The sequence below is a fragment of the uncultured Maricaulis sp. genome (genome assembly GCF_963975345.1).
Lineage (GTDB): Bacteria > Pseudomonadota > Alphaproteobacteria > Caulobacterales > Maricaulaceae > Maricaulis.
On record NZ_CAXBGE010000007.1, the window covers coordinates 38793 to 62777 of the forward strand.

The 23985-nt window shown below is 60.6% G+C and carries 15 protein-coding genes and 1 tRNA gene; 5 read left to right on the forward strand and 11 right to left on the reverse strand.

The genetic code is table 11. The features are described from left to right. Nucleotides 1-154 precede the first annotated feature (154 nt). Together AAC029_RS08990 and AAC029_RS08995 are read left to right on the forward strand one after the other, a co-directional pair. The gene (locus tag AAC029_RS08990; RefSeq protein WP_339746564.1) at nucleotides 155-3097 is read left to right on the forward strand and encodes a S8 family peptidase; all 2943 of its coding nucleotides are present in this window, start codon (nucleotides 155-157) and stop codon (nucleotides 3095-3097) included. Nucleotides 3098-3313: 216 nt separating this feature from the next. Beyond that, a complete protein-coding gene (locus AAC029_RS08995; protein WP_339746566.1) occupies nucleotides 3314-5920 on the forward strand; it encodes an EAL domain-containing protein in 2607 nt (868 codons plus the stop codon). A gap of 101 nt (nucleotides 5921-6021) precedes the next feature. On the opposite strand, the gene AAC029_RS09000 is transcribed toward AAC029_RS08995, so the two are convergent. Both AAC029_RS09000 and AAC029_RS09005 read right to left on the reverse strand, forming a co-directional pair. Further along, nucleotides 6022-6098 (reverse strand) — tRNA-His (locus AAC029_RS09000). Nucleotides 6099-6205: 107 nt separating this feature from the next. Then, on the reverse strand, nucleotides 6206-7000 hold the full coding sequence (locus AAC029_RS09005) for a M48 family metallopeptidase (RefSeq protein ID WP_339746569.1): 795 nt from the start codon (nucleotides 6998-7000) through the stop codon (nucleotides 6206-6208). Nucleotides 7001-7132: 132 nt separating this feature from the next. On the opposite strand from AAC029_RS09005, the gene AAC029_RS09010 reads away from it, so the two are divergent. From AAC029_RS09010 to phhA, 3 genes are all read left to right on the forward strand, one after another. Continuing rightward, entirely contained in the window at nucleotides 7133-9250 is a 2118-nt protein-coding gene (locus AAC029_RS09010) for an AsmA family protein (RefSeq protein ID WP_339746572.1), read from the forward strand. Nucleotides 9251-9408: 158 nt separating this feature from the next. Further along, the gene (locus tag AAC029_RS09015; RefSeq protein ID WP_339746574.1) at nucleotides 9409-10674 is read left to right on the forward strand and encodes a beta/gamma crystallin-related protein; all 1266 of its coding nucleotides are present in this window, start codon (nucleotides 9409-9411) and stop codon (nucleotides 10672-10674) included. Between the two features lie 160 nt (nucleotides 10675-10834). Next, the gene (phhA, locus tag AAC029_RS09020) at nucleotides 10835-11716 is read left to right on the forward strand and encodes a phenylalanine 4-monooxygenase (RefSeq protein WP_339746576.1); all 882 of its coding nucleotides are present in this window, start codon (nucleotides 10835-10837) and stop codon (nucleotides 11714-11716) included. On the opposite strand, the gene AAC029_RS09025 is transcribed toward phhA, so the two are convergent. From AAC029_RS09025 to AAC029_RS09065, 9 genes are all read right to left on the reverse strand, one after another. Next, complete coding sequence (locus tag AAC029_RS09025) at nucleotides 11713-12138, reverse strand: response regulator (RefSeq protein ID WP_339746579.1); 426 nt, start codon at nucleotides 12136-12138, stop codon at nucleotides 11713-11715. The two genes, phhA and AAC029_RS09025, sit on opposite strands and share 4 nt — an antisense overlap. A gap of 87 nt (nucleotides 12139-12225) precedes the next feature. Next, on the reverse strand, nucleotides 12226-13566 hold the full coding sequence (gene astB / locus AAC029_RS09030) for an N-succinylarginine dihydrolase (protein WP_339746582.1): 1341 nt from the start codon (nucleotides 13564-13566) through the stop codon (nucleotides 12226-12228). A gap of 20 nt (nucleotides 13567-13586) precedes the next feature. Then, a complete protein-coding gene (gene astD, locus AAC029_RS09035) occupies nucleotides 13587-15032 on the reverse strand; it encodes a succinylglutamate-semialdehyde dehydrogenase (RefSeq protein ID WP_339746584.1) in 1446 nt (481 codons plus the stop codon). 4 nt (nucleotides 15033-15036) lie between these two features. Continuing rightward, the gene (locus AAC029_RS09040; RefSeq protein WP_339746586.1) at nucleotides 15037-16053 is read right to left on the reverse strand and encodes an arginine N-succinyltransferase; all 1017 of its coding nucleotides are present in this window, start codon (nucleotides 16051-16053) and stop codon (nucleotides 15037-15039) included. 16 nt (nucleotides 16054-16069) lie between these two features. Continuing rightward, nucleotides 16070-17338 carry a hydrolase gene (locus tag AAC029_RS09045; RefSeq protein ID WP_339746588.1) on the reverse strand — a complete coding sequence of 423 codons (1269 nt, stop codon included), beginning with the start codon at nucleotides 17336-17338 and terminating at the stop codon, nucleotides 16070-16072. A 78-nt stretch (nucleotides 17339-17416) separates the two neighbouring features. Continuing rightward, complete coding sequence (locus AAC029_RS09050; RefSeq protein WP_339746590.1) at nucleotides 17417-18703, reverse strand: cystathionine gamma-synthase family protein; 1287 nt, start codon at nucleotides 18701-18703, stop codon at nucleotides 17417-17419. Between the two features lie 214 nt (nucleotides 18704-18917). Continuing rightward, the gene (locus AAC029_RS09055; RefSeq protein ID WP_339746592.1) at nucleotides 18918-19988 is read right to left on the reverse strand and encodes an OmpA family protein; all 1071 of its coding nucleotides are present in this window, start codon (nucleotides 19986-19988) and stop codon (nucleotides 18918-18920) included. Nucleotides 19989-20370: 382 nt separating this feature from the next. Then, on the reverse strand, nucleotides 20371-21816 hold the full coding sequence (locus AAC029_RS09060; RefSeq protein WP_339746594.1) for a L,D-transpeptidase family protein: 1446 nt from the start codon (nucleotides 21814-21816) through the stop codon (nucleotides 20371-20373). Between the two features lie 198 nt (nucleotides 21817-22014). Then, the gene (locus AAC029_RS09065) at nucleotides 22015-23913 is read right to left on the reverse strand and encodes a cation:proton antiporter (protein ID WP_339746596.1); all 1899 of its coding nucleotides are present in this window, start codon (nucleotides 23911-23913) and stop codon (nucleotides 22015-22017) included. Nucleotides 23914-23985 lie beyond the last annotated feature (72 nt).

Below are 23985 nucleotides of genomic sequence, written 5' to 3' on the forward strand. Positions count from 1 at the left end.
TCCAGACAATTTGTACTACGTCGGTTAATCGCTGGAAAACCATTGGATTCATTTCCAGTTTGGTAACCAAATAAATTAGTCACGGTTTAGCCTCCCGCTGCCATTGTCCTGAGAACGCAACAAGTTTGTGTGCATTTCAGCAAGGGGTATCGAGATGAAAAATTTTTGGCGTAATGGGGTGGCCGTCTCGGTTCTCGTACTCGCGCTCGCGGCCGGACCGGCGGAAGCTGGCAATGGAAATAGTGGAAAGCCGCCCAAGCGTGATCCAGCGCCTGTGAGTGATCCCGCGCCTTCGCCGGCGCCGGCGGACACCACAACACCGGCCAATGATGGGTCGGGCGCGTTGATCCTGCCATTCCGTGGAGATATTGATCCCTTTCACGGCGACATCGACCCCTTCAACGGCGACATCAATCCGTTCCGCGGCGACATCAATCCCTTCTACGGCGATATCAGTCCGTTCTGGGGCGATATCAGCCCGTTCTGGGGCGATATCGACCCGTTCTCCGGCGATATCAGCCCGTTCTGGGGCGATATCGATCCTTTCCACGGCGACATCAACCCCTTCTGGGGCGATATCGCGCCCTTCTGGGGTGATATCGGGCCGTTCTGGGGCGATATCAATGCCTTCTGGTCGAGCATAGATCCTGGCGCCCCGGGCTCCAGCAGCGATTATAACCGGCTGCACCGCGCCCTGGACACCATGTTTGCCCGGGCGGACCAGGTTTTCGGCGATGCCGTGAGAGCGGAAACGGGCCAAAACTTCAATTCCGGTTTTCTGCGCAACCTGCTGGCCGAGTTCAATATCAACCCGGCCGATCGCGATTCACTTGCCACGGTCACCGCTGAGACACGCTCCCGTTTCTTCCTCGCCTTCTATGATGGCCTGATGGCATATTCCGGCACGGACCGTGTCGATCACTGGATGGCGTCGATCAACTGGACCCCGGCCCTGTCCCAAGCTGCTCGCGGTGGCGAAGGCGCCAAGGTCACCATGATCGATTTCGGCTTTGCCAGCGATGAAGCGGCCGAAGCCGCCAATGTTCATGTTCGCAATGGCGTCGGGACGTCCTCCTTTTATCACGGTGCCGCCGTGGCCAGCCTGATCAATGGCGCCCATGACGGCGTCGGCGTGATGGGAATCGCCCCCGATGCCAATGTCTCGCTGTACAACCCGTTCGATGACAGCAATTCGACCGACTGGGCCAGCCTGACAGACGGCGTTACCCGCATGGTGCGCGGTCACCCGGACGTCATGAATCTGTCGCTCGGTGTCAGCGGCTGGGTGTTGCATCCAGAGTGGAATAATGTCTTCGGCGACAAGACGATCAATCGCATGGGTCAAGACACGCTGTTTGTGATGGCCGCCGGCAATGATGGCATCAGCCAGACGACTGATGTCGCGTTCGACCTGACCAATCTGTTCGGCAATTTGCTGCTGGTCGGCTCAGTCGATCCGAATAACCAGATATCGTCATTCTCGAACCGTCCTGGTACAGCCTGTGTCACGACTGGTGGGCAATGCAGCGAAGGTCAACGCCTGATGGACCGCTTCCTGGTTGCACCCGGTGAGCTGATCCTGGTCTCCGATGGTATGGGTGGCACGATGCGGGTCAGCGGCACATCCTTCGCCGCCCCATTGGTCACTGGCGCTGCTGCGCTGATCGTGTCGGAATGGGAATGGCTCGGCGCCCAGAATGTTGGTGACATCCTGCTGCTGTCGGCCCGCGACCTCGGCGCCCCTGGCGTTGACGAAGTTTATGGCCACGGCCTGCTCGACGTGACGGCTGCAATGTCGCCGCTCAATCGCGACAATCTTTATTATATCGACAGCGAGGGTAGCCATGTCCGCGTTGGCGAAATGGGCATCGTCGCAGGGCAACTCAGCTTCGCCCATTCCGATGCCGCCCGTCTGACCGTGTTCGAAGACCTCAATGATACCTATCGCGACTTCGAGGTATCACTCGACAATGTGACACGGGACAGCTCTGCCGCGCGCAGCTCGTCGGAAGCCAATGCCAAAGTCTTCCTGATCGATCGGACCCTCTCAACCGATTTCAACTTCTCTGACACTGGCGAAATGGCCTTCCTGGCCTCGCGCACCGGCAATCTGGAAGTCAGTATTGTCGGTTCGCGCCTCGATCCGCGCGAAAGCACGACCAATAGCGATTTGCCATTCCAAGCCGGCGTGCAGGTCACCGACACCTCAACCGGCCGCGAATACCGCCTCGGCATCGGTGAAGGCGCCCTCGCCCTTAACGATCAATCCGGGTTCGGCCTGTTCTCGGACCATCGTCCGGAGACCGGCGGCGTCAATCCAGTGCTCGGTTTCGCCTCCGGTGGCGCCTACGCCATGTCGAGCTTTGCTCTAGGCAAGGATACCCAATTTTCGGTTGGCCTGACTTCAACCCGCGACGAGCATATTTTCGTGATGCCAGGAACGGGCGAGGAACAGCCTCTGATCGCGGGTCTGTCGCCCTACGAGGCCGTCGCGATGCATACCGGCATCAGTCAAGCCATCAATGAGGACCTGACCGTCCACGCCAGCTACACGCAACTCTATGAGATGACGGGTCTGCTGGGCGCACAGGGCACCGGAACGCTCGGCTTTGAAGGTGGTACGCAGACCAGTGCCGTCACTTTGGGTGCCGATGCCAACCTGGCGTTTGGCCTTTCACTTAGTGCTTCGGCGACGATGGCCCGGACGCATGGTACGGCTTTCAACGGCTCCGCCCTGTCGCTGAAAGATGGTGCCAACTCCACTGCCTTCCAGATCACGGCTCGCCGTGACGGCATCTTCACGGACGCAGACGGCGTTCGGGTCAGCCTGATCCAGCCACTGCACCTGGAAAGCGGTGCGATCGAATACACATCGGGCCGTGTGATTAACCGCGAAACCGGTGAGATCGGCATTGTCACAGATCGCTGGAAACTCGGTGGTGAGCGTCCGCTACAATTCGAAGTCCTGTACGCGACCGGCTTCATGGATGGCCGCGCCGATATCAGCCTGTTCAGCCGGGCCGAATTATCCGGCAGCGATGCCAGCAATGGCGCAACAGGGCTGGCAAGTGGGGCAAGCTTCCGCCTGAAGTTCTAACCCTCGCACCAAACTCCAGACCAACTGGGCCGCCCTCCATCCCGGACGGCGGCCCTTTTTCGCTCCCGTAGCCAGTTGAGCCGCGAGATTGAGGACAGCAACGGCCACCGCATGAAATAATAACTATTTTCCATCACCATGCTTCCTCGCACGAACGGTCGGCCCTTTACCGGGGATCCGTCCACCAGGACACAACAGACCCGGGGTCAGGTCAAAATGCACAGACTGGTGCTGACATGCTTCGCCGCAACGGCCGTCTTGCTCGCGCCCTGCGCGCCGGCCAACGCGTGGCAGGCTGCACCGTCGACGCAGGCGACAAGACCCGTCGAGCTGACCACTTTGATCGACCAGGCCAAAGCTGCGATGATGGCCAACCCGGCCGATGCCCTGACGCTTATTGCAGCAGCCGAAACCTTGCTGGACGCCGGTGTTGGCGACAGAGATGCGGGCTCCGATACCGATCTGGCAACGATTTGGTGGCTCGAATCCGAAGCGCTAACGCGCCTGGGCCGGCCAATTGACGCCAAGCCGGTCGCGCTGCGCGCCCTGGCCCAACTTGGCGCAGAGCCGGAACGTACCAAGTTATATGCTGACATCATGGTTTCGCTGGGCCGTATCAACAAATCGACCAGCGAATACGGGCTCGCCTTCGAGAACTTCCAGCACGCTTATGAGGTCTACCGCGCGATCGGCGACAGGCGCAGCGAATCCATCGTGCTCCAATCGATCGGCTCGATTTATACGGATGCACATCAGTATCAGCGGGCGGTGGAATATTATGACGATGCCACGGATCGTTACACCGGGGACCCGGCGCTTGAACTGGCCGCCAACAACAATCTGGGCAATGCCTATCGCGAGCTGGGACAATACAACGAAGCCCTCGAACATTTCGAGCGCGCGCGCGTCCTTGCGGCGGAAATGGGGAGTGGCACGCTACAGGCGAGAATCCTCAACAATATAGCTACGTTACACATTGCATTCGGGGAATTTGAAGCTGCGGCTCAGGCCATCGACACAGCGTTCGCAACGATCGATGACCCGGTGCACAGCGAGTGGGCTCGCTTCCTTTGGGGTGCCCGGGCGAGGATCGCCTATGGGCGCGGCCAATACCGCCTAGCGCAAAGCGATATCGGGCACACATTTGACGGGGTTTCGCTGGATGAAACGACCCAGTCCTTTGCCGAATATCACGCCGCCGCCGCCGATATCTACCAAGCTCTGACGCTGTGGGACCTCGCCGTGCCGCATTTGCGTGCCTTCAAACGTCTTGACGACGAGGGCCGCGACGTTGCCGCCTCGGCGAACACGACCTTGCTGGCAGCCCAGTTCGACTTCGCCGAGCAAGAGCTCCAGATCGAGCAACTTCGGACCGATGGTCTCGAACGGAATTTCGAGCTTGCCAATGCTCGTGCCCGGCAGCGAATGATCGGTCTGAGTGGTTTGCTCGCACTGTCATTCTTCGGGCTGTTCCTGATCTATATCCGCCATCGCAGCTCCCGCGAGCAACAAAGAGTGCTGGAAAAGGCTCTGTATGTGGATCTCGATACCGGCCTGCCGTCGCGCGCAGCCGCTGAGCGCGCCATTGGTGATCTCAGCGAACGCGAGCGCCGTCCGGTCACCCTGATTGCGCTCGGCATCGAAAGACACAAGCATCTGGAAAACGCGCTCGGCTTCGTCAAGGCGTCCCAGCTTAAGACGGTCATGGCAGAACGCATTGCCGAAGAGGTCAATGTCGAACTCGTTACCCTGCTGGCACCGGACATCCTCGGCGTCCTCCTGCCGGTCCCAGACGCGGATGCCGCCCTGCCCGCAGCTGAACAGATGCGCCGGTGTTTCAACACGCCGGTGACGCTGGATGGCGTCGAGATCGACGTCGCGGTGACAGCAGGCCTGTATGCCGGGACCAGTGCCGAAACCTGCGTCAAGAATGCGGTGATTGCGCTCGATCAAGCGCGGGAATCCTGCTGCGCCACCGCGATCTTCGACGCGATAAGATTCGGCGACCCGGAACAGAATTTAACCCTGATGAGCCGGATGCTCGCCGCAACCCGCAATGGCGAGATGGTGATGCAGTATCAACCCAAGCTGCACCTTCCGACGGGCTCCTATCTCGCAGCCGAAGCTCTGTGCCGCTGGACCGATGGCGAACACGGCACGATGTCGCCCGACACATTCATCCCACTCGCCGAAGAAACCGGGCATATCCGCGATTTCACCAAATGGGCGCTTGAACAAGTAGTGCGCGATCAGCACGCCCTACGCGCCGCCGGCCATGACATCACGCTGGCCGTAAACATCTCGGGTTCACTGATATCCGACACGGATTTCGCCGAGCTGGCACTGCGCATTGCACTACAGGCACCAGGCCGCATTTCCTTTGAAGTGACTGAAACAGCCGCGATGCAAAATGCCGAGCGTGCCTTGGCCAATTTGGAAAAGTGGGCTGCGGCTGGCATCAAATTGGCGATTGATGATTACGGCACCGGCCTGTCATCGCTCGCCTATCTCAAAACATTGCCGAGCCATGAGCTCAAGCTCGACCGCGCCTTCGTCACCCATATGGCGTCCTCACAACGGGATCGCATGCTGGTCAAATCCACCTCCGATCTGGCGCACGGCCTCGGTCTGGAAATGACCGCCGAAGGCGTCGAGACACTCGAGGCGCTGGCATTGCTGAAGCTGATCGGTTGCGATTGGGCTCAAGGCTATGTGCTCTCAAAAGCGGTACCACTGGCCGAATTGAGTGAGTTTTTGACCGCGAACCCGGAAATGAAAAACCTGCCCAATATGCCAACGCGAGCCGAAGGTTTGGCAAGGTAAGCCACCTGCGACCTGGCCTGGTCGGCCCGTCACTGAACATAGACGGTGCCATGGCGCGAAATACCGCCAGGCAAGATGAACATCATCGAAGAATTGAAAAATGGTACCGCCTGACCGAATTGAACGGTCGACCTCTAGATCCACATTCTAGCGCTCTAACCAACTGAGCTAAGGCGGCACCGGGCACGCTCCCGTTGGACAGGGCGTGAGGCGCGGGAAACTAGCGCCACCGCCGTGCGGTGGCAACCATGCAATCAGGCGATATGCAGGCCGGCTTCGCCGAACTCAAACATAGCCACGCGCGACCATATGCGCTCGCATCGCCTCGATCCGGTGCTCGTCGGACGGGTGGGTCGAGGCAAACTCCAGTTGGCCACCGGAATGGGTCGTCGACATCGCGATCCAGAAGTCGATCGCTTGGCGCGGATCATAGCCGGCAGCGACCATGTAATCGACACCGAGCCGGTCGGCCTCATATTCGTGTTGGCGCGAATAGGGCAGGATGATGCCCAGGCTGACACCCATCCCGAGAGCGGCGCCAAGCTGGTCGCTATAGGCGATATCGGCATTGCTGTTGAGCGCCGTGGTGACCAGACTCATGCCGATTTGCGCCGCCATTTGCTGGCTCGCGCGTTCCGCCGAATGGCGCCCTGCGATATGACCAATCTCATGCCCCATCACGGTTGCAACGTGATCGTCGGTCTCCATCAGGTCGAGAATGCCCTTGTAGAAGCCGACCTTGCCATTGGGCAGTACCCAAGCATTGACGGTGTCGCTGTCGAAGACAACAAACTCCCAGTTGAGTTGGGTCTGGCCGGAGGCATTGACGATACGGCGACCAACCCGTTCGAGCCGACGCGTATAGGCCGGATCGCGCGAAACGCGCTCACGCTGCAGGCTTTCCTGCCACGCTTGCTCGGATAGTTGCGCCAATTGCGCGTCGGAGACCAGCATGAGCTGACTGCGGCCGAGGGCGGCATTTTCAGCGCAGCCAGCGATGAATGGGATCATCGTTCCCGCCGCCAGACCGATCAGAATTTCGCGACGACGGATCAGCTCGGTCGATTTTCCCTTGTTCACGTCAAACTCCCGCTTCGGTTTCACCTCAATTAACCGTAAGACTATCCCAGCGCCGTGCTTCCGTCTCGTTCCAAATCGATTTGGGGGACATCCGCACGGCAGCGACAAGCAAACGCGCCGGAGCCCGCCATCATGACACGCCTGCTGCAATTCGTTTTCGCCCTGATCGTCATCGTGATCGGCGCGGCCATCATCATCCCCTTCGTGGTCCCCGCCTCCTTCTATCGCGACCAGGTGCAACTGGCCGCTAGCGAAGCCCTGCACCGTGAGGTGAATTTGGGTGGTGATCTCGAACTGAGCCTGTTGCCGCATATCGAATTCCGCGCCAGCCAAGTGTCGATCGCCAATGCGGACGGATTTGGGGACGCGCCTTTCGCAGAGATGGGTGAGATGCGGCTTGCTGTAAAGTTGCGCCCGCTGCTGTCGCGCCAGATCGAAATCACCGAATTCGTGCTGGTCGACCCGGTCATTCGGCTGCAGCAGAGCGGTGCGCGCAATAACTGGACCCTGACCGCAGCGGAACAGAGTGCGCCGGCGTCGGCCGAGCTTGGTTTTCGCCGCCCCGGTGCCCTACCCTTGGATGCAAGCTTTGGCGAAGTGCGAATCGAGAACGGCACCGTCAGTTATTCTGACGAGCGTGAGAGCCATGATGTCACCGGGCTCGACCTTACGATTGGCCTACCCTCGCTCGACGGCCCGATGCAGCTGGACGGAAGCCTGAATGCTGATGGCGAACAACTGAGCTTCAGCGCCCGCATCGCTTCGCTACGCGGATTCTTCGAGGGTCGGCAAACCGGCTTCCTACTCGATCTCGGCGGCAATCTGGTGACCGCTCATTTCGACGGCAATTTCCTAGAGTCCGCTGACCTTTCCCTCGACGGCGCCTTCAATACGACCGTGCCGTCAATCCGCAATCTGGCACGCTTTGCCGGCGTCGAAATGCCAGCGGGCGACAGTTTGCGCCGATTCAGCACCGCCGGGCGCATTGGCGGGGATCCAACCCATATCGCGTTGACCGCCGATACCATTCGCCTCGATGACATCACCGGATCGGGAACGCTGAATGTGAATCTGGAAGCGGACAAGCCCCGTCTTGACGGTGCACTCTCACTAGCGACGCTCGATGTCACGCCCTACCTGCCCGAACCCGCACAAGAGACCAGTGCGGCCGCGGCCGGCATCGCGCCCTGGAGCGAGGCAGCGATCGATCTGGCCGGCTTCGGCCTGGTGAATGCCGATTTGCGGCTCATCGTCGGCTCGCTGAAATTCCGCGATCTTGAGGTCAACGACACGCGCTTGCGGCTGCGGATCCTCAATAACCGGCTGGAAGCGAATCTGACCCAAATCGCGCTCTATCAGGGCCAAGGCACCGCAGATATCGTCGTTAATGGACGCACGCGCACCCCGAGTTACTCACTGCGCGCAGACCTGACAGGCCTCGACGCGCAACCTTTCCTGACAGCAGCCGCCGGCTTTGAACGGCTACGCGGGATTGGTAATATCGAGCTCGCCTTCACCGGGTCAGGGCAGAGCCAGGCGGCAATCATGCAAAGTTTGGCCGGCAATGGCCAGTTCAGTTTCGCCGATGGCGCGATCACTGGAATCAATGTCGCCCAGACGATCCGCAATGTCAGCAGCTTCGTCTCGGGCAATGGCAATGCATCCGCGAGCGATCCGGCGACTCCGGCCGCCACCGGCGAGATGGCACAGACCGATTTCAGCGCCCTCACCGGCAGCTTCACGGCGACTAGCGGACGCATCACCAATACCGACCTGCTCATGCTCAGCCCGCTCCTACGGATCACGGGCGCAGGCTGGGTCAACCTGCCTGATCAAACTGTTGACTACCGGCTGCAGCCACGCGCCGTCGCCTCAATCCAGGGTCAGGGCGGCGATCGCGACCTGCAGGGCATCACCGTGCCGGTGCGTATTCGCGGCAGTTTCAACAATATTGCAGTCGGCGTCGATACCGAAGCCGTCGGCCAAGCTTTGCTCTCCGGCGTCGTCAGAAATGCGCTGGGCGGCAGCAGCGGCGCGGCCACAACGCCCGAACAGGCCGTTCGCAACACCCTGCTCAACGCGCTCGGCCTGAGCAGCGATAGCGCCAATAATCCACCGGCCGGCAGCGAACCCACCCAACCCCAGGCCGAGGATCCGGCACAGCAACTTCTGCGCGGTCTGTTCAATCGGGGCCGCGCGACCCCGCCACCAGATCCCGCCCCGGCCGACGCACCTGCAGACCCACAATAGCCAGACAATTGAAGCCCTTGTCCGGGCCTTTGGGGCAAGGTCGCACCGGCTGCCCGAGGGCGTGAATTCGAGATGAATACATCAGTGAACTCCAGTTCACCCTGCGCGTTCCATCATTCTTGCGATACACTCACAATCCTGACCGAGGGAGATCACCGATGACGATACGCCACCGACTAACAGCACTGGCTGCACTGGTATTCGCAGGCGCCGCTGGCACCGCGAACGCGCAAGAGATCATTCTCTACGACCAACCAAATTTTCAGGGCCAGAACCTCACCATCAACCGTGCGACCAGCGATTTGTCTGCGATGCGCTTCAATGACCGCGCCAGCTCATTGCGCGTCGTCTCCGGTCAATGGGAACTGTGTGTCGATGCCAATTTCAGTGGCGGCTGCTTCACCTACTCCGGTCAAGAAGCCAATCTCGGCCGCTATGACAATATCTTTACGGCGCTGCGTCCCGTGGCGCCCAATTCGAATGGCGGCCGGCCTGGCGGACCACAGGGCGGCGGCGATTCACTGACGCTTTATTCCGGCCCCAATTATTCGGGTCGCGCCGTCACCCTCACCGACGCCCAACCGGATTTGAACCGGCTTGGTTTCAACGACGCCACACAATCGATCCGCTATAGCGGCCGCGGCAGCTGGCGCGTTTGTGATGACGCCAATTATGGTTCGCCCTGCATGCAAGTCAGCGGCGATCTGCCTCAGATCGGCGGCGGCCTCGCCGGTCGGATCAGCTCGGCCGCGCCCGATTACAATGCTGGCCCAGGACGCCCCGGCTCGCCGGGTGGAAATTACGGTCCGCAACCGCGTAATGGTGTGTGGCTGTTCGACGGAACCAATTTCACTGGCCAACGCCTCGACGTCCAACAGGACACGCCCGATCTCGATCGGATCGGCTTCAATGATCGCGCCGACAGCCTGGCCGTCGCCCGCGGTGAGACCTGGCAGGTCTGCGAGCATTCGGACTTCCGTGGACGTTGCGAATATTTCGAAGGCGATAGCGTCGAGGACCTGACGACCTACTATCTACGAAACACAATCTCCTCCTTGCGCCGTGTCGATGGCAATTACGGACAGTCCGGCAATGGCTATCCCGGGCCAGGCGGCGGAGCGGGTTATCCCGGACCGGGCGGTGATCGCGGCATGAATGTGCGCGGCGGCATTCGCGGCGTCGATGCCACCTTCTTCGCCCGTCCGGAAATCAATGGAATGGGCGTCGACCGATGCCTTGGGACCGGCGGGCGTTTCTGCGATGAGGAAGTCGCACGCCGGGTCTGCCGTGCGGCGGGCTATAGCCAGGCCGCCCATTTCTCGGTCGACCGCTATAATCGTAGCCGGACTTGGTTCATTGGCGAGAACGCTGAATGCCGGGCCGGGCGTTGCGAACCGATGGTGGATCTGCTCTGCACCAACTAGTCGCAGGCCCCGCAGATGAATTGAGGCGATGCCGTCCCTGGCTCCAGGGGCGGCATCGTCTTGTTGTCCGCAGCCCTGCGGCGATTCGATCATTTCGCTGCGGGCTGATGCGACCTATATTGACTTCGTTCAACAGCCAGCCACGCTCAGGATGTTCGCTATGCCCGTCAATGATCCCGTCATCGCCGAACAGACCCCGGCTGCGGACTTCACAATCGAGCAGAAATGGGATCGCTATACCGGCGAGGAACACGCGATCTGGACCACGCTTTACGAACGCCAGATGAAGGTCCTCGCTGGCCGCGCCGTCCCGGAATTCTTCAAGGGACTCGACCTGCTCAACCTGAATGAAGGCGGAATTCCTGACTTCCGCCGGGTCAATGAAAAGCTCGAAAAACTGACCGGCTGGACGGTCATCACCGTGCCTGGCCTGATTCCGGAAAAGGAGTTTTACGAACATCTCGCCAACCGGCGCTTTGTCTCGGGGCGCTTCATTCGCGATGGCGAGAAACTCGACTACCTGCCCGAGCCCGATATTTTCCACGACGTGTTCGGCCACGTCCCACTGCTGACGCAGCCAATCTTTGCCGATTATATGGCCGCCTATGGCCGCGGCGGGCTTCGTTCCATCGGCTTCGACGCGATCAAGCACATGGCTCGACTCTACTGGTACACTGTGGAGTTTGGCCTGATCAACACACCGGAAGGCCGCCGGATCTATGGCGCCGGCATTGTCTCCTCCCGCGCAGAATCAATCTTCAGCCTGGAGGCCCGCTCGCCGAACCGGATCCATTTCGACCTCGAACGCATTATGCGAACGGATTATCGCTATGATGATTTCCAGCAGAGCTATTTCGTGGTCGACAGCTTCCAGGAGCTGATGGACGCGACCTATCAGGACTTCGCCCCGATCTACGACCGCCTGCCCGGCATGAGCGAATTGAAGCCGTCCGACACCCTCGCTGGCGACAAGATCTACAGCGAAGGCACGCAGGAATATGCGCAAGCCGGTGGCTTGCTCGCCAAGGCCGAGGCACTTTAGGCGCAGACCAGACGCCGACGTCCATCTGGCAAGACTTCTATCGAGATCGCATCCGTGGCCACAATGGCAGCTTCCAGCTTCGCGCTGGAAATCGGTTTGACGATGTAGAAGCTGGCACCGACCGCGCGGCAATTCGCTTCCATGTCCGGATTTCGTGCGCCGGAATAAGCGCCGATGACACCGCCGTGAAGAGTTTTTGCCGCCAACTCGATAAACTCCACCGGGTCATCCCCCGCCAGCCCCATATCGGTCAGGACGAGAATCGGTCCGCCAGCACGCCGGTACAGATGAGCCAGCGCATCCTCGGGGTGCGCAAAGCTCTCGAGGTCGAGGTCAAACCCGGCATCTTCGAGATCCGTCCTGAACAGAAAATGCTCGTCTGGATCATCATCGACCAAAATGATTGGAACGGTCTGGCTCACACCCTGTCCTTGCAGCGGCCGCGAGCGACCTGCGGCGATACGACCCTGATTCGGTCTTGATGAACGACCAAATCTCGACGCAATCCCCTAATCGCGCTGGAACGGGTAGAAATCCGGTCCCAAATCGAGCAGGACCGTCAAGGCATCGAGCGCTTGGCGGCTTTCCACCAAGAGCTGCGGGTCGGCCAAGTCGGCCGGCGCCAGCGCCTCGCGGTAATGCGTCGCGCCCCAGGTATTGAGCGCCTCGAACAGGGCGGGCGTCATGATCGTATTGGCTGAGAGTGACGCGCGTTCAGTCTCGGTCAGCACGACGCGCAATCGCAGACAGGCAGGCCCGCCGCCATTACGCATCGACTGTCTGACGGAAGCGAAGCGAACGGCGCCGATTGGGCCATTGCCGCTAACCAGACGCTCACAATAGGCTCGGGTCGCGGGGTTTTCGCGGGTCTCCTCCGGGGCGAGCAGAACCAGACGGTCCTCGCCGGGGATTTGCAGCAGTTGCGAATTGAAGAGATAGGAGGTGATGGCATCAGCCAGCGAGACCTCGCTGGCCGGCACTTCGACGAAATCCGGTTCGAACAAACCCTCAGCCGCACGCCTCACTGCGGCAATCATGCCGCTGCGATCCTCGAATGCCTGCTCATGGTAGAACAGGCAGGTCCCGGTACCGACGCAGACGACATCATTGTGAAAGGCCCCGGCCTCAATCGCCGTGCGCGACTGTTGCAACAAGATTGTGCGCTCCGGATCAAGATCGTGCCGCCGCGCAATCGCCTCACAGGATTGGCGCGTCTGCCGGGCGGGAAACCGGCCCTCATAACTCGTGGCCGCATCACGGCCCCAAACCAGCAGCTCGACACCGGGCGCGCCATGGCGCTCGCACAGGCGCACATGATTGGCGGCGCCCTCATCAGCGAAGTCAGATTGATAAGGCAGCGGTTCGTGGACGCAAAAGTGCTCACGATCAGCAAATATTCGCGCCAATGCCCGACGGGTCTGCGGCGCCTCGATGGCGCGGTGTCCCGTGGTCAAGAGATTGGCCGGTGTAAAATGTACACGGCCATCGGCACTGTCGGCCGACGGTGAGACCATGGCCGCATTGGCGGCCCACATCGCAGAGGCCGAACTGGCCCGGCGCAACAGGTGCGGCGCTTCGCGCGAAACCTGCTGGATAATCTCAGAATCACTGCCGGAAAAGCCGAGCGTCTTGAGCAAGGGCAGGAAGGGCCGTTCATGCGGCGGCATCACGCCTTGCAGCAGGCCGATATCCGAGAGGGATTTCATCTTGGCGATGCCCTCGAGCACCGCTTCGCGCGGCGAGGAAGTCAGCCCTTCACTGCGCGCGCTGGCCAAATTGCCTTCAGACAAGCCGCCATAATTATGGGTCGGCCCTACCAGACCGTCGAAATTGGCTTCAATGGCAGTCATCGCGCGCGGCCTCTCTGGATTTAGTCAATGCCCTTGATGGCCATGTATTCCGGTTCCGGCGCCGCTTGGGTCGCGACGGGAAAAGCGCAATAATCGGCGGCATAATAGGCGCTCGGGCGCAAATTGCCCGACTGGCCCGGCCCACCGAACGGCATGTTCGATGCGGCGCCACAGGTCGGCCGGTTCCAGTTGACGATGCCGGCCCGACTCTCGACCCAAAAGCGCTCCCACAGATCGCGGCTGTCAGAGACCAGTCCCGCAGACAAGCCATAGGCAGTGCCATTGGCGACCAGCATCGCGTCGTCAAAACTGGCGACGCGCGTCACCTGCAACATTGGTCCGAACACTTCCTCATCGGGCACATCGATACCGGTGACGTCGAGCAGGCCGGGGCGCAGGAAAGCATCGCCCAGCGCGACACGCTCGACTTTGCGCAGCGCTACCGCACCGCGCGCGATCAGATCGTCCTGGGCGTCGAGCACGCCCTGCGCCGCATGCGCCGAAACCAGTGGTCCGATAAAGGGCTGCTCCGCATCATTCCATTTGCCAATGGTCAAGCGGTCGGCAAGATCGATAATCGCGGCGATCACGGCATCGCCCGCTTCGCCGCGCGGAACGATCAGCCGGCGCGCACAGGAACAGCGTTGGCCTGCCGTGATGTAGGCCGAGTGTACTGCAATACTGGCGGCGGCGCGCGCATCGGCGGCGTCCCAGATCACCAGCGGATTATTGCCGCCCATTTCGAGCGCCAGCTGAATATCAGGACGGCCGGCGAATTTCTCGTGAATGAATTTACCCGTGCCCCAAGAGCCGGTGAACAGGACGCCGTCCAGCTCTGGATTGTCCAGGGCAGCCGCACCGGTATCGCGCGCGCCCTGCACCAGATTGATGACGCCAGACGGCAGCCCGGCAGCATCCCAAGCGCGGATCATCGCTTCGCCGACGCCTGGCGTGATTTCCGAGGGTTTGAAGACGATCGTATTGCCGGCGATCAGAGCCGGAACGATATGACCATTGGGCAGATGACCGGGGAAATTATACGGGCCCAGCACAAACATCACGCCCAATGGCTTGTGCGCCATGCGGGCAAAGCCGAAGGCGGTGTCAGTCTCATGGCCGCCGCTGCGGTCGGCATGGGCGGCGATGGAAATATCAATCTTGCCGATCATCGCTCCGACTTCACCAGCCGTCTCCCACAACGGCTTGCCGGTTTCGCGAGCAATAAGATCGGCAAGTTCGTCCTTGCGGTTACTCAGCTCATCCTTATAGCGTCCAACCGCCGAGATGCGGTCAGCCAAGGGCATCCGGCCCCAGGCAGGAAAGGCTGCGCGGGCTGCCTCAAAGGCATCCGCGACATCGCTGACGCCTGCGGCCTGGCCTTTCCAGACCAGCGTATCATCGGCCGGATTGGTCGAGGTGAAAGCGGCAGCGCTACCATCGCGCCAATGTCCATTGATGAAATTCATTCTGTTACCTCTGACGCCGCCAGAAACGGGCGCGCTCTCCGTCTTGCAAATCCATCGCCTGCATCACCTCGTAGGAGATACCCAGCATGTCACCCTCGTCGACGGCCTCAACGGCACAGGTGCGGAAATCCTCAAGCCGGTCGGTAGACAATATTCCTTGAACACCACCAGCAGTCGTCGCGGCGCGAACCGTCACGACGCGGCTTTCGCGAAGGGTACGGATATTTTCCGTCCAATTCGAGACCAGCGGACCGCCATCGAAAATATCGACATAGCGATCATAGTGAAAACCTTCCCAGCGCAGCAAATTCATCGCGCCGGCACCGTCACGATGGGTCTGGCCGATCAGACTGCGTACGGATTCAGGCAGGAGATCGACATAGATCAAATGCTGCGGTCCAAGGTCGAGGATGAACTGGTTGTCGGTCGAGGCGCTCAGGCGGTCAGCCTCATCGAAATCCATGTGAAAGAAGGGTCGCGAGACGTAGTCGAAAAACGGTGAGGAACCGTCATCGAGCACAACGCCGCGCAATTCGGCGAGAACCTTTTCGCCAAAGCGGTGCGGCGCGGCAGCCATCAGCAGATAGCGCGACTGGGCCACCAAGCGACCGGCACCACCGCCACGCCCGGCCTCCGATACGAAGAGCGTACCAACCTCGGTCGAACCGGCAAAATCATTGACCAGCAGCATCGCGTCCATGTCGAAACGACGCTGGGCGTCGACGGAATGTTGGGCAATGGTGATGACCTTGAAATCCCAATAGGGTTTGGAAACGCCAACCATCGCCTTGATTGCCGAACAGCCCACGATCCTGCCGCTCTCTGTGTCTTCGAGCATCAGCTGATAAGTATCCTCCGTCTGCCCTTCCGGGTTCGACAGATAGGCGGCTTCTGATTTCTCGAGCCGCTCGGCCAGCACATCCCTGGAAACGGACAGGCTGGTGAAGCCAGTCCCGGCCTCATCGGCCAGCTGGCTCATGGCATCGATATCAGTCGCCTTGGCAGCGCGTACGATCAGCATAATTTCCCCCGCCCGGTCAGGCTTGTTGTTGCACCAAGGCGCGCGCCTCGCGGACGTCAAACTCACCGCGCGCGAATTTCATCAGCATCACAGCCGAGAGTTTGGACCGCTCGGCAAAGCTTGATAGTTTGGCGATCTCACGGTCCGAATGGATATCGGCACCGCGCACCCCCAGTGTATCGACATTCGGACAGCCCGCGGCCCACAAATTATTGCCCTCACAGACGCCGCCAGTATCCTGCCAGCGAATGTCCAAACCCAGGCTCGAGCCGGCCGCGCGGGTCCAGTCGAACATTTTCGCATTCGCCGGGCTCATCGGCTTGGGTGGGCGAGTAAAGCCGCCATATAGCTCGGCGCCGATGCCGTCGCGGATGCGAACCATGTCGAGCAGACGCTCAAGCTCGGCCAGCACCCAGATGCGGTCATTCTCGGTCTTGACCCGGATATTGAAGCGCACGACGGCATTGTCGGGCACGACATTGGGCGGGCCACCGCCATCAATCCGGGCGAGATTGAAGGTCACGTCCTCGCGGCGGCCGTTCAGCGCGTCCAGCTCAAGCCCAAAGGCGCAGGCGGCTGCGAGCGCATTGCGGCCGAGATGGTGTTCGCGGCCAGCATGAGCAGCGCGGCCGGTCAGCTTGAGCGACCAATTGCCCGATCCCTTGCGGGCGCCAGCCAGCGACCCATCGGCCAGAGCCGGCTCATAGGTCATGCCGATATCGGCGCGTGCGCCCAGCTCAGCCAGAACCAGTGCGGAACCAAGCGAGCCGATCTCCTCATCTGGACTGATCAGAACATCGATTCCGATCTGGTCCTTCCAAGGCGAACGTTGCAGGCCGAGCAGACCGTGCAGCATCACCAGAATACCGCCCTTCATGTCGGCAACACCGGGTCCGTTGAGGGTATCGTCATCCCACAACTTGGTGGCCTGGAAGGCGCTGGAGACCGGAAAGACGGTGTCATGGTGGCCGGTCATGGCGATGCGGATCGGCGCGTCCGGGCGGATACGACAGCGAAAGGACGGCGTGTAGGGTTGTTCGTGCACGCGGCCATCGGGCTCGACAACCGTGGAGGGTTGGAGATCAACAGCCTCAATGCGGGCATCATCGAGTTCGCCAAAGGCCGTAACCAGACAGCTACGCATCCGCTCCAGCCCGTCCGCATTACGGCTACCGGAATTGATCGCCGACCAAAGCTTGACGGTCTCGATCATCGCCTCGCTGCGCGTGTCGATCCAGTCAAGGACCGCGCATTCGTCGGCATTGAGCTCCAAAGGATTCAGCATGGCTCAGTGATACTGGTTTAAAATGCGCGGTCTAGCCCCGGCAGACATACGCGCCGGGGCTAGACCGCTGAAACTGTATCAGACCTTGTCGAGCGCCTGTTTCAAATCGGCGATGAGGTCATCGGGGTTTTCGATGCCGACCGAGATGCGCACCAGGCCCTCGGAGAAGCCCTGACGTTTGCGCAGTTCGGGATCGACGCCGCGGTGGGTGGTCGAACCCGGATGACAGATCAAGGTCTCGGTGCCGCCAAGGCTGACCGCAAGCTTCATCACCTGCAGCGCATTGAGCATGCGAAAGGCGCTCGCTTCGTCGGCAAGATCAAACGCGAAGGTCGAACCGGCCGACGTGCATTGCGCCTTGAAGATATCGGCATCGCGATTATCCGCGCCGAGAAAGCCGAGATAGCGCACGCGCTTGATCTTGGGATGATCGCGCAAGAAGGAAGCGACCTTTTCGGCACCGAGCGCAGCAGCATCCATGCGGATCTTGACGGTCTCAAGCGAGCGCAGCAGCATCCAGCACGTGTGCGGGTCGAGATTGGTGCCGAGATATCCCCGCAGGCTGCGTACCAACGCCATCGCTTCCGATGCGCCGAGCGCCGAGCCGGCAATCAGATCGCTGTGACCGCCGACATATTTGGTCAGCGAGTAGACCAGCACATCGGCGCCCAACTTGAGCGGTGCCTGGCCAACCGGGCCAAGGAAGGTGTTGTCGACGACAATCCAAGGGCGCTTGCCCTGCTTTTCTGCGATCAGATCGGCGATGCGATTACACGCTGCCAGATCGACCAGATCATTGGTCGGGTTGGTCGGTGTTTCCGTGTAGATGACCGAGACTGGGCCGAGCGCCATGGCGGAGTCTGCCGCAGCGCGGATCTCCGCCTCTTCGGCACCAGCAAAAAAGTCGACACTCTGAATACCGTAATTCGGCAGAAACTTGCGCAACAGGCTTTCAGTGCCGCCATAGAGCGGAGTCGATTGCAGAATTACCGAGCCGGAATGGGCCAGCGCCATCAACGTCGTTGAGATCGCCGCCATGCCCGACGAAAACACTGCGGCCTCTTCAGCACCGTCATACAGGGCGAGACGGTCCTCCAACACTTCCATGTTCGGATTGTTGAAACGCGAATACATCAGGCCGGCCGATTCCGGATCGCCCTCCTGGGCCTGACCCAGCGAGACACGGAAGAATGATGCTCCGGCCTCAGCGCTTTCGAACGCAAAAGTCGATGTCAGGAAGACAGGCGGCTTGATCGACATTTCCGAGAGCTTTGGGTCGTAGCCATAGCTCATCATTTGGGTTTCGGGGCTCAGCGTGTGGCCGGCCACGTCATGTTTGCGGTAGGGCTTGTCGGGTTTACTCATCGGAATATCCTCGAATTCGCGCGCGGTGGGGCCACCGCGCTGCGTGTCGGGGCGATTAGAACCAGCTTCCGGCGCGGGTCAAGTCTCTCCTGAAGACGCCGGAGAAAGCCTCCATATCTGCTCAGTTTTCCCGCAAATCGAACACGATTATTCCAAAAAAAAGGGCGGCCCGGCAATAAGCCGGACCGCCCGATTTCAGTCATCACACCCAAGATTAGTTGAGGACGATGATCACTTCTGCACGACGGTTGAGCGGCTCGCGCGCACCGTCTGGCGTCTGAACCGCATTGCGGGTTTCGCCGAAGGCTTCCAGCGAGATCGTGCTGGCTGGGACGCCGAGGCGAACCAGTTCGTCACGAACCACGCGGGCCCGACGCTCGGACAGACCCACATTGTAGGATGCTGAACCGGAACGGTCGGTAAAGCCGGAGACGGAAACACGTGTCACGCCGCAAGAACCGCGCTGGTTCGAAGCTTGTGCGATAACCGCACGCGCTTGATCCGTCAGGTCCGCACGATCCCACTCAAAGTAGACTGGGAACTGCACGTCATTACACACGACCGCTGGTGGTGGTGGTGGTGGCGGCGGTGGCGGTGGCGGTGGCGGTGGTGGCGGTGGAGGAGGCGGAGGAGGCGGAGCCGCGAAGGAATAACGCAGACCGATCCAAGCTTCATGTCCAGCAAGCGCGTCAACGCTCACACCTGGGTTGAAGTCAGAGCCACCAGCCGAGAAATACCGGTACTCGGTATCCAGAGTCAGGCGCTCGGACAGTTCCCAACCGATGCCGGCCATGACTTGCCAAGCAAACGGAGTGTCATTGCCAGTAGCAACCACATAGTCAGCCGGAGTCGGATTTGGAGGCATCGTGCCTGCAGACCAACCCGCAAGCGAGCCGTCTACACGAGCAAGACCAACGCCAGCACCGATATATGGGTGATAGTTGCCTTCAGGATTGAAATCGAAAATGGCGTTCGCCATGACCGACCAGATCTGAAAATCGCTGAGGCTATTTTCAAAGCTGCCGACAGCGCCAGTATTGTTGTAGCGCTGAGCAAGCTCACCTTCGAAACGGAAGCCGTCGGCCCATTCATAGCCCAGAGCAACGGCTTCGCGCCAATTGCCCTTGCCATTGATTTCGCCATTCAGCGAGCCGGATACATCAGTGTCGCCTGGTCCGCCGTAACCGACAGCACCACGACCGTACCAGCCTTCGTCAGCAAACGCGCTAGGAGCCGCTGCCAGGAAGGCTCCGACGGCGACCGCCGTAAAAAGCCGATTTTTCATTATACCCCCTCCGGAGGCTCGCGCCTCCTTGGTGTGAAAATGCATTTCCGGAATCATTCCGGAAAAGTTCGGAAATACCCACTTCGAGTATTTCCCATGTAATTCAATACAACAAACTGTCTGCCTTCGCTACCGTGAACTCCAGAAAAACACGTATTCGGTGCATATTCCTGATGCCGTTGCAGAGACGCTACACCTTTACGGCGAAAGCAGGGCAGACCTTGCTGGGCAATAGGGGTCGACATGGCGGGCAAGGCCTCCGGGATCATGACGAAGCGGCCAGCGAGCACTCATTTTTGATGGTCAGATATGCCGCCAGGTACAGATGCTGCAGTGCGGCGTAAAAAAGGCGCGCCTCCGGCAGCCGGGCTGGAATCACACCTCAATTGCCCGCAGATGAAACCGTAGCGCGGCGAGAAATTCGCGACCAGCCGGTCTCGGCGGCGGCGGCATAGGCCTGTTGGTACCGATCAATCAGGCCATCGTCGCGGTGATAGAGATCGTTGAGATAGCGGACCTCGCCATCGGCATCGCCAACAACGGTCCAGTAATTGATGTGAACCGGCATCCGCTCATCAAGCCAGACAACAGTCGGCGTGCTGCCGGCGGCGACCTGCTCGATCCTGTCGCCATCCCAATCCGCCTGCCCGCTCAGCACCCATTGCGCCAGCAACAGCGGATCGCGGACCCGGATGCAGGCCGCAGAGAAGTCGCGGCGGGTTTCGGAAAAGCGGTCGCGCTCGGTCGTGTCGTGAATGTAGACATTATAGCTATTGGGAAAAATAAACTTCACTTCGCCCATCGGATTTGTCGAACCCGGCGGTTGCGACATCCGGTAAGGCCAGTTACGGCCCCAGCGGCTCCAATCGATATCATAGACCGAGATCTGGGAGCCGTTGGCGTCATAAATCCGAAAACCGAGCTGCGCCGCAAGACCGGGATTGCGCCGGAATGACTGGAAGCGGGTCTGCGCCAGCCCACCGGGTATACCCCACCACGGGTTGAGAACGATATACTGCATGTCCTCGGAAAACTCAGGGGTCGAGCTGACTTGCCGGCCGACCATAACCTCAAATTGCCGTGCCAAACGACCGTCTTCCCAAGCCTCAAGCGAGAAATCAGCCAAGTTTACCCGAATGTTACGACGTCCCGGCGTCCGCGACTGCCAGCGGCGCTGCTCCAAATTAACCCGCAACTGCGCCATCCGGGCTTGAGGCGTCACATTGAGCTGCTGCAGGGTCGGCCGGTCCAACTGGCCGGAGGGCGAAAGATTGGCCCGTCCCTGATAGCGCCGCACTGCCGTTTCGAGGCGAAGATCGAAAGGGTCGCCCGCACTCCAGTCTTCGCGATAGAGGCCGACTGCGGCGAGTCGGGCGCGCAATTGATCCACCCGGGGCCCACGGTCGGCGGCGACGAGGGTCGGACCGTCTTCGATTTGCGGCCAGATCGGCTGCAGAGCCATCAAGCGCAGCATTTCAGCGCGCAAAATCTGGTAATCGCGCAAATCGGGAGCCAACGCGTCCAGCGCCTCCCCGAGGCGGCCCTCAACCAGCGCGCGATCAAGAGTGCGGTGCAGCGCAGCAGCTTCCGCTGGATCAAGGAGTCTCGGGTCGTGCGTTTCTGAGTCGATCAACCCGTATCGAAGCCAGCCGCCAAAGCGCATGAAAGCTTGTGACGCCAGCACGGCGCGCGTCTCGTGGGGGATCGTCGGGTCGAGCAGATCTTGCGCGGAGCGATCCAGCGACGGTAGGCCGTGGCTGGGAGAATCGAACAAGGCCGCCGCGACCTGCCCGATCATCGCCTCGCTCCAACCTGTCCCTGCCGTCATCGATACGCCTGGACGGACCGGAGCCTCCGCCCCGTCCATTGCAAGGGCCGGCGCCAAATTCATCGGTCCCGCCGCGGCAACACATAGCAATATCAGCGAAAATAGTGTTCGAAGCACGCTTGGCCCCTCCCCGAACCCGCGAGGACGTTAACCATATTCGGCGATGACAGGAAGCCTGTTCGGCGAATTCTCTTGACGTCAGGACTCGAGCTGCTCTTCGGCATCCTCGGCCATCAACTCAGCGAGGGAGACGGCCCTGGAGCGCGCCTTCTCCATATAGGCGGCATTGTCGAATACATCGGTATCGGCGTCCCACAGTTCGAATAATTGGCGCAGACTTTCCTCGTCATGAGAGGCGAAGGCCTTGACCTTGCCTGCAGCCCGACTTGACGAATGCCCAAGGAATTCGAGCGCCTGTCGTCCCGCTTCCAGCGAAGACCCGAATAATTCCCGAATCGCACTGTCGGCACCGGCCGCGTAAAGTTGATAGACGTGCTCACGGCTGGCAGCCCTCGCGATCACGCGCACATCCGGATAGCGCTGCTTGACGTGCTGAACCAGCTCGACCGCGCGTTCATTATTGTCGGTCGCGACAATCAGGAGTTTTGCCTTGGCGATACCGGCCGCCTCCAGCAAGCCCGGTCGCAGCGCATCGCCGTAATAGACTCGGATCCCGAATTTGCGCAGCCCTTCGATATGTGAGGGCGAATTGTCGAGCACGACCGGTTTTTGACCGTTCATCACCAGTAATCGATGGATGATCTGGCCGAACCGCCCCATCCCGGCAATGATGACCGGGGCTGCCTCCTCGATCTGATCGGCCTCGCGCTGCGGCTCGCGGCTGCGCGAGACATGGGGCGAGACCCAGCGTTCGAACACGATCATGATCAGCGGTGTCGCCATCATGCTCAACGCCACCACCAGGCCGGTGATGTTGGCCGTATGGTCAGGCAAAACCCGCACGCCGACGGCGTAGGTCAAGAGGACGAAACCGAACTCGCCGCTCTGGGCCAGGGAGAAGGTGAACAGCCAGCGGGCATGTCCGTGAATCCGGAACACGACGGCCAAGCCCCACAGGATGAGCCCCTTCACCAGGATCAGGGCCAGTAACAGGCTGGCGATCAGGACCGGCGACTGGGCCAGAAGCCCAAACTGCATCCCCGCCCCAACCGTAATAAAGAAGACACCGAGCAGCATTCCCTTGAAGGGTTCGAGCACACTGACCAGTTCATGGCGATACTCGCTGTCTGCCAACACGACGCCGGCCAGGAAAGTACCGAGCGCGGCCGACAGTCCGACCCAGCCCATCAACAGGGCCGTCGCGATGACCAGTAACAGGGCGGCGGCGAAGAAGATTTCATGCAGGCCGGTGCGGCCGATGACGCGAAACACGGGCCGGGTCAGATAGCGCCCAACCAAAATCACCAGCGAGACAGCAGCGAGCGTGAGCAGAGCCTGTCCCCAGGACGGCAGGCGCGCAATCAGGCTCTGCGGGCCGATCACCGCTTCGACGTTTTCGGTCGTCAGTAAAGCGGCGGCGCCTGGCATTTCGCCCGTGCCGGCGCCTGGCATTTCGCCTGTCCCGACGCTCATCGCCAGCAGCGGCATCAGAGCGAGCATCGGGATCACAGCGACGTCCTGGAACAGCAGGACCGAGAACGCCGACTGTCCGCCCTCGCTGCGCAGCCAACCCTTTTCGCCGAGCGTCTGGAGCACGATGGCGGTCGAGGACAGCGACAGGATCATGCCCAGCGCGATGGCGACTTGCCAATCAATCCCCAGCGCCAGACCGCCACCGAGCGCCAGAGCGGTCACCAAAACCTGCAAGCCACCCAGCCCGATCAACCGGACCCGCATGTCCCAGAGCAGGCGTGGCTGCAATTCCAGCCCGACCATGAACATCATGATCACGACGCCGAATTCGGCGAAATGCTGTACGTCCTCGGTATCCGATCCGACCAGTTCGAGCAGCGGGGCAATCGCGATCCCGGCCAGCAAATAGCCCAGCACCGAGCCGAGCCCGAGCCGGTGGGCAATCGGCACGGCGATCACGCCGGCCCCGAGATAAATAGCCGCCTGAAGCAGAAATGATTCCATGGGCGGCACAGTGCGCGCGCGGCGGGCAAAGCTCAATCGGGCGGGGATGGGAAATATTGGTAAATTGGGGAA

Excerpts from the sequence above, each read along its gene's own strand:
- AAC029_RS09010 (WP_339746572.1), top strand. The coding sequence starts at position 7,133 with ATGACACGCCTGCTGCAATTCGTTTTCGCCCTGATCGTCATCGTGATC.
- AAC029_RS09015 (WP_339746574.1), top strand. The coding sequence starts at position 9,409 with ATGACGATACGCCACCGACTAACAGCACTGGCTGCACTGGTATTCGCA.
- AAC029_RS09065 (WP_339746596.1), bottom strand. The coding sequence starts at position 23,913 with ATGGAATCATTTCTGCTTCAGGCGGCTATTTATCTCGGGGCCGGCGTG.
- AAC029_RS09060 (WP_339746594.1), bottom strand. The coding sequence starts at position 21,816 with ATGACGGCAGGGACAGGTTGGAGCGAGGCGATGATCGGGCAGGTCGCG.
- AAC029_RS09050 (WP_339746590.1), bottom strand. The coding sequence starts at position 18,703 with ATGAGTAAACCCGACAAGCCCTACCGCAAACATGACGTGGCCGGCCAC.
- astD (WP_339746584.1), bottom strand. The coding sequence starts at position 15,032 with ATGAATTTCATCAATGGACATTGGCGCGATGGTAGCGCTGCCGCTTTC.
- astB (WP_339746582.1), bottom strand. The coding sequence starts at position 13,566 with ATGACTGCCATTGAAGCCAATTTCGACGGTCTGGTAGGGCCGACCCAT.
- AAC029_RS09055 (WP_339746592.1), bottom strand. The coding sequence starts at position 19,988 with ATGAAAAATCGGCTTTTTACGGCGGTCGCCGTCGGAGCCTTCCTGGCA.
- AAC029_RS09045 (WP_339746588.1), bottom strand. The coding sequence starts at position 17,338 with ATGCTGAATCCTTTGGAGCTCAATGCCGACGAATGCGCGGTCCTTGAC.
- AAC029_RS08990 (WP_339746564.1), top strand. The coding sequence starts at position 155 with ATGAAAAATTTTTGGCGTAATGGGGTGGCCGTCTCGGTTCTCGTACTC.
- AAC029_RS08995 (WP_339746566.1), top strand. The coding sequence starts at position 3,314 with ATGCACAGACTGGTGCTGACATGCTTCGCCGCAACGGCCGTCTTGCTC.
- phhA (WP_339746576.1), top strand. The coding sequence starts at position 10,835 with ATGCCCGTCAATGATCCCGTCATCGCCGAACAGACCCCGGCTGCGGAC.
- AAC029_RS09040 (WP_339746586.1), bottom strand. The coding sequence starts at position 16,053 with ATGCTGATCGTACGCGCTGCCAAGGCGACTGATATCGATGCCATGAGC.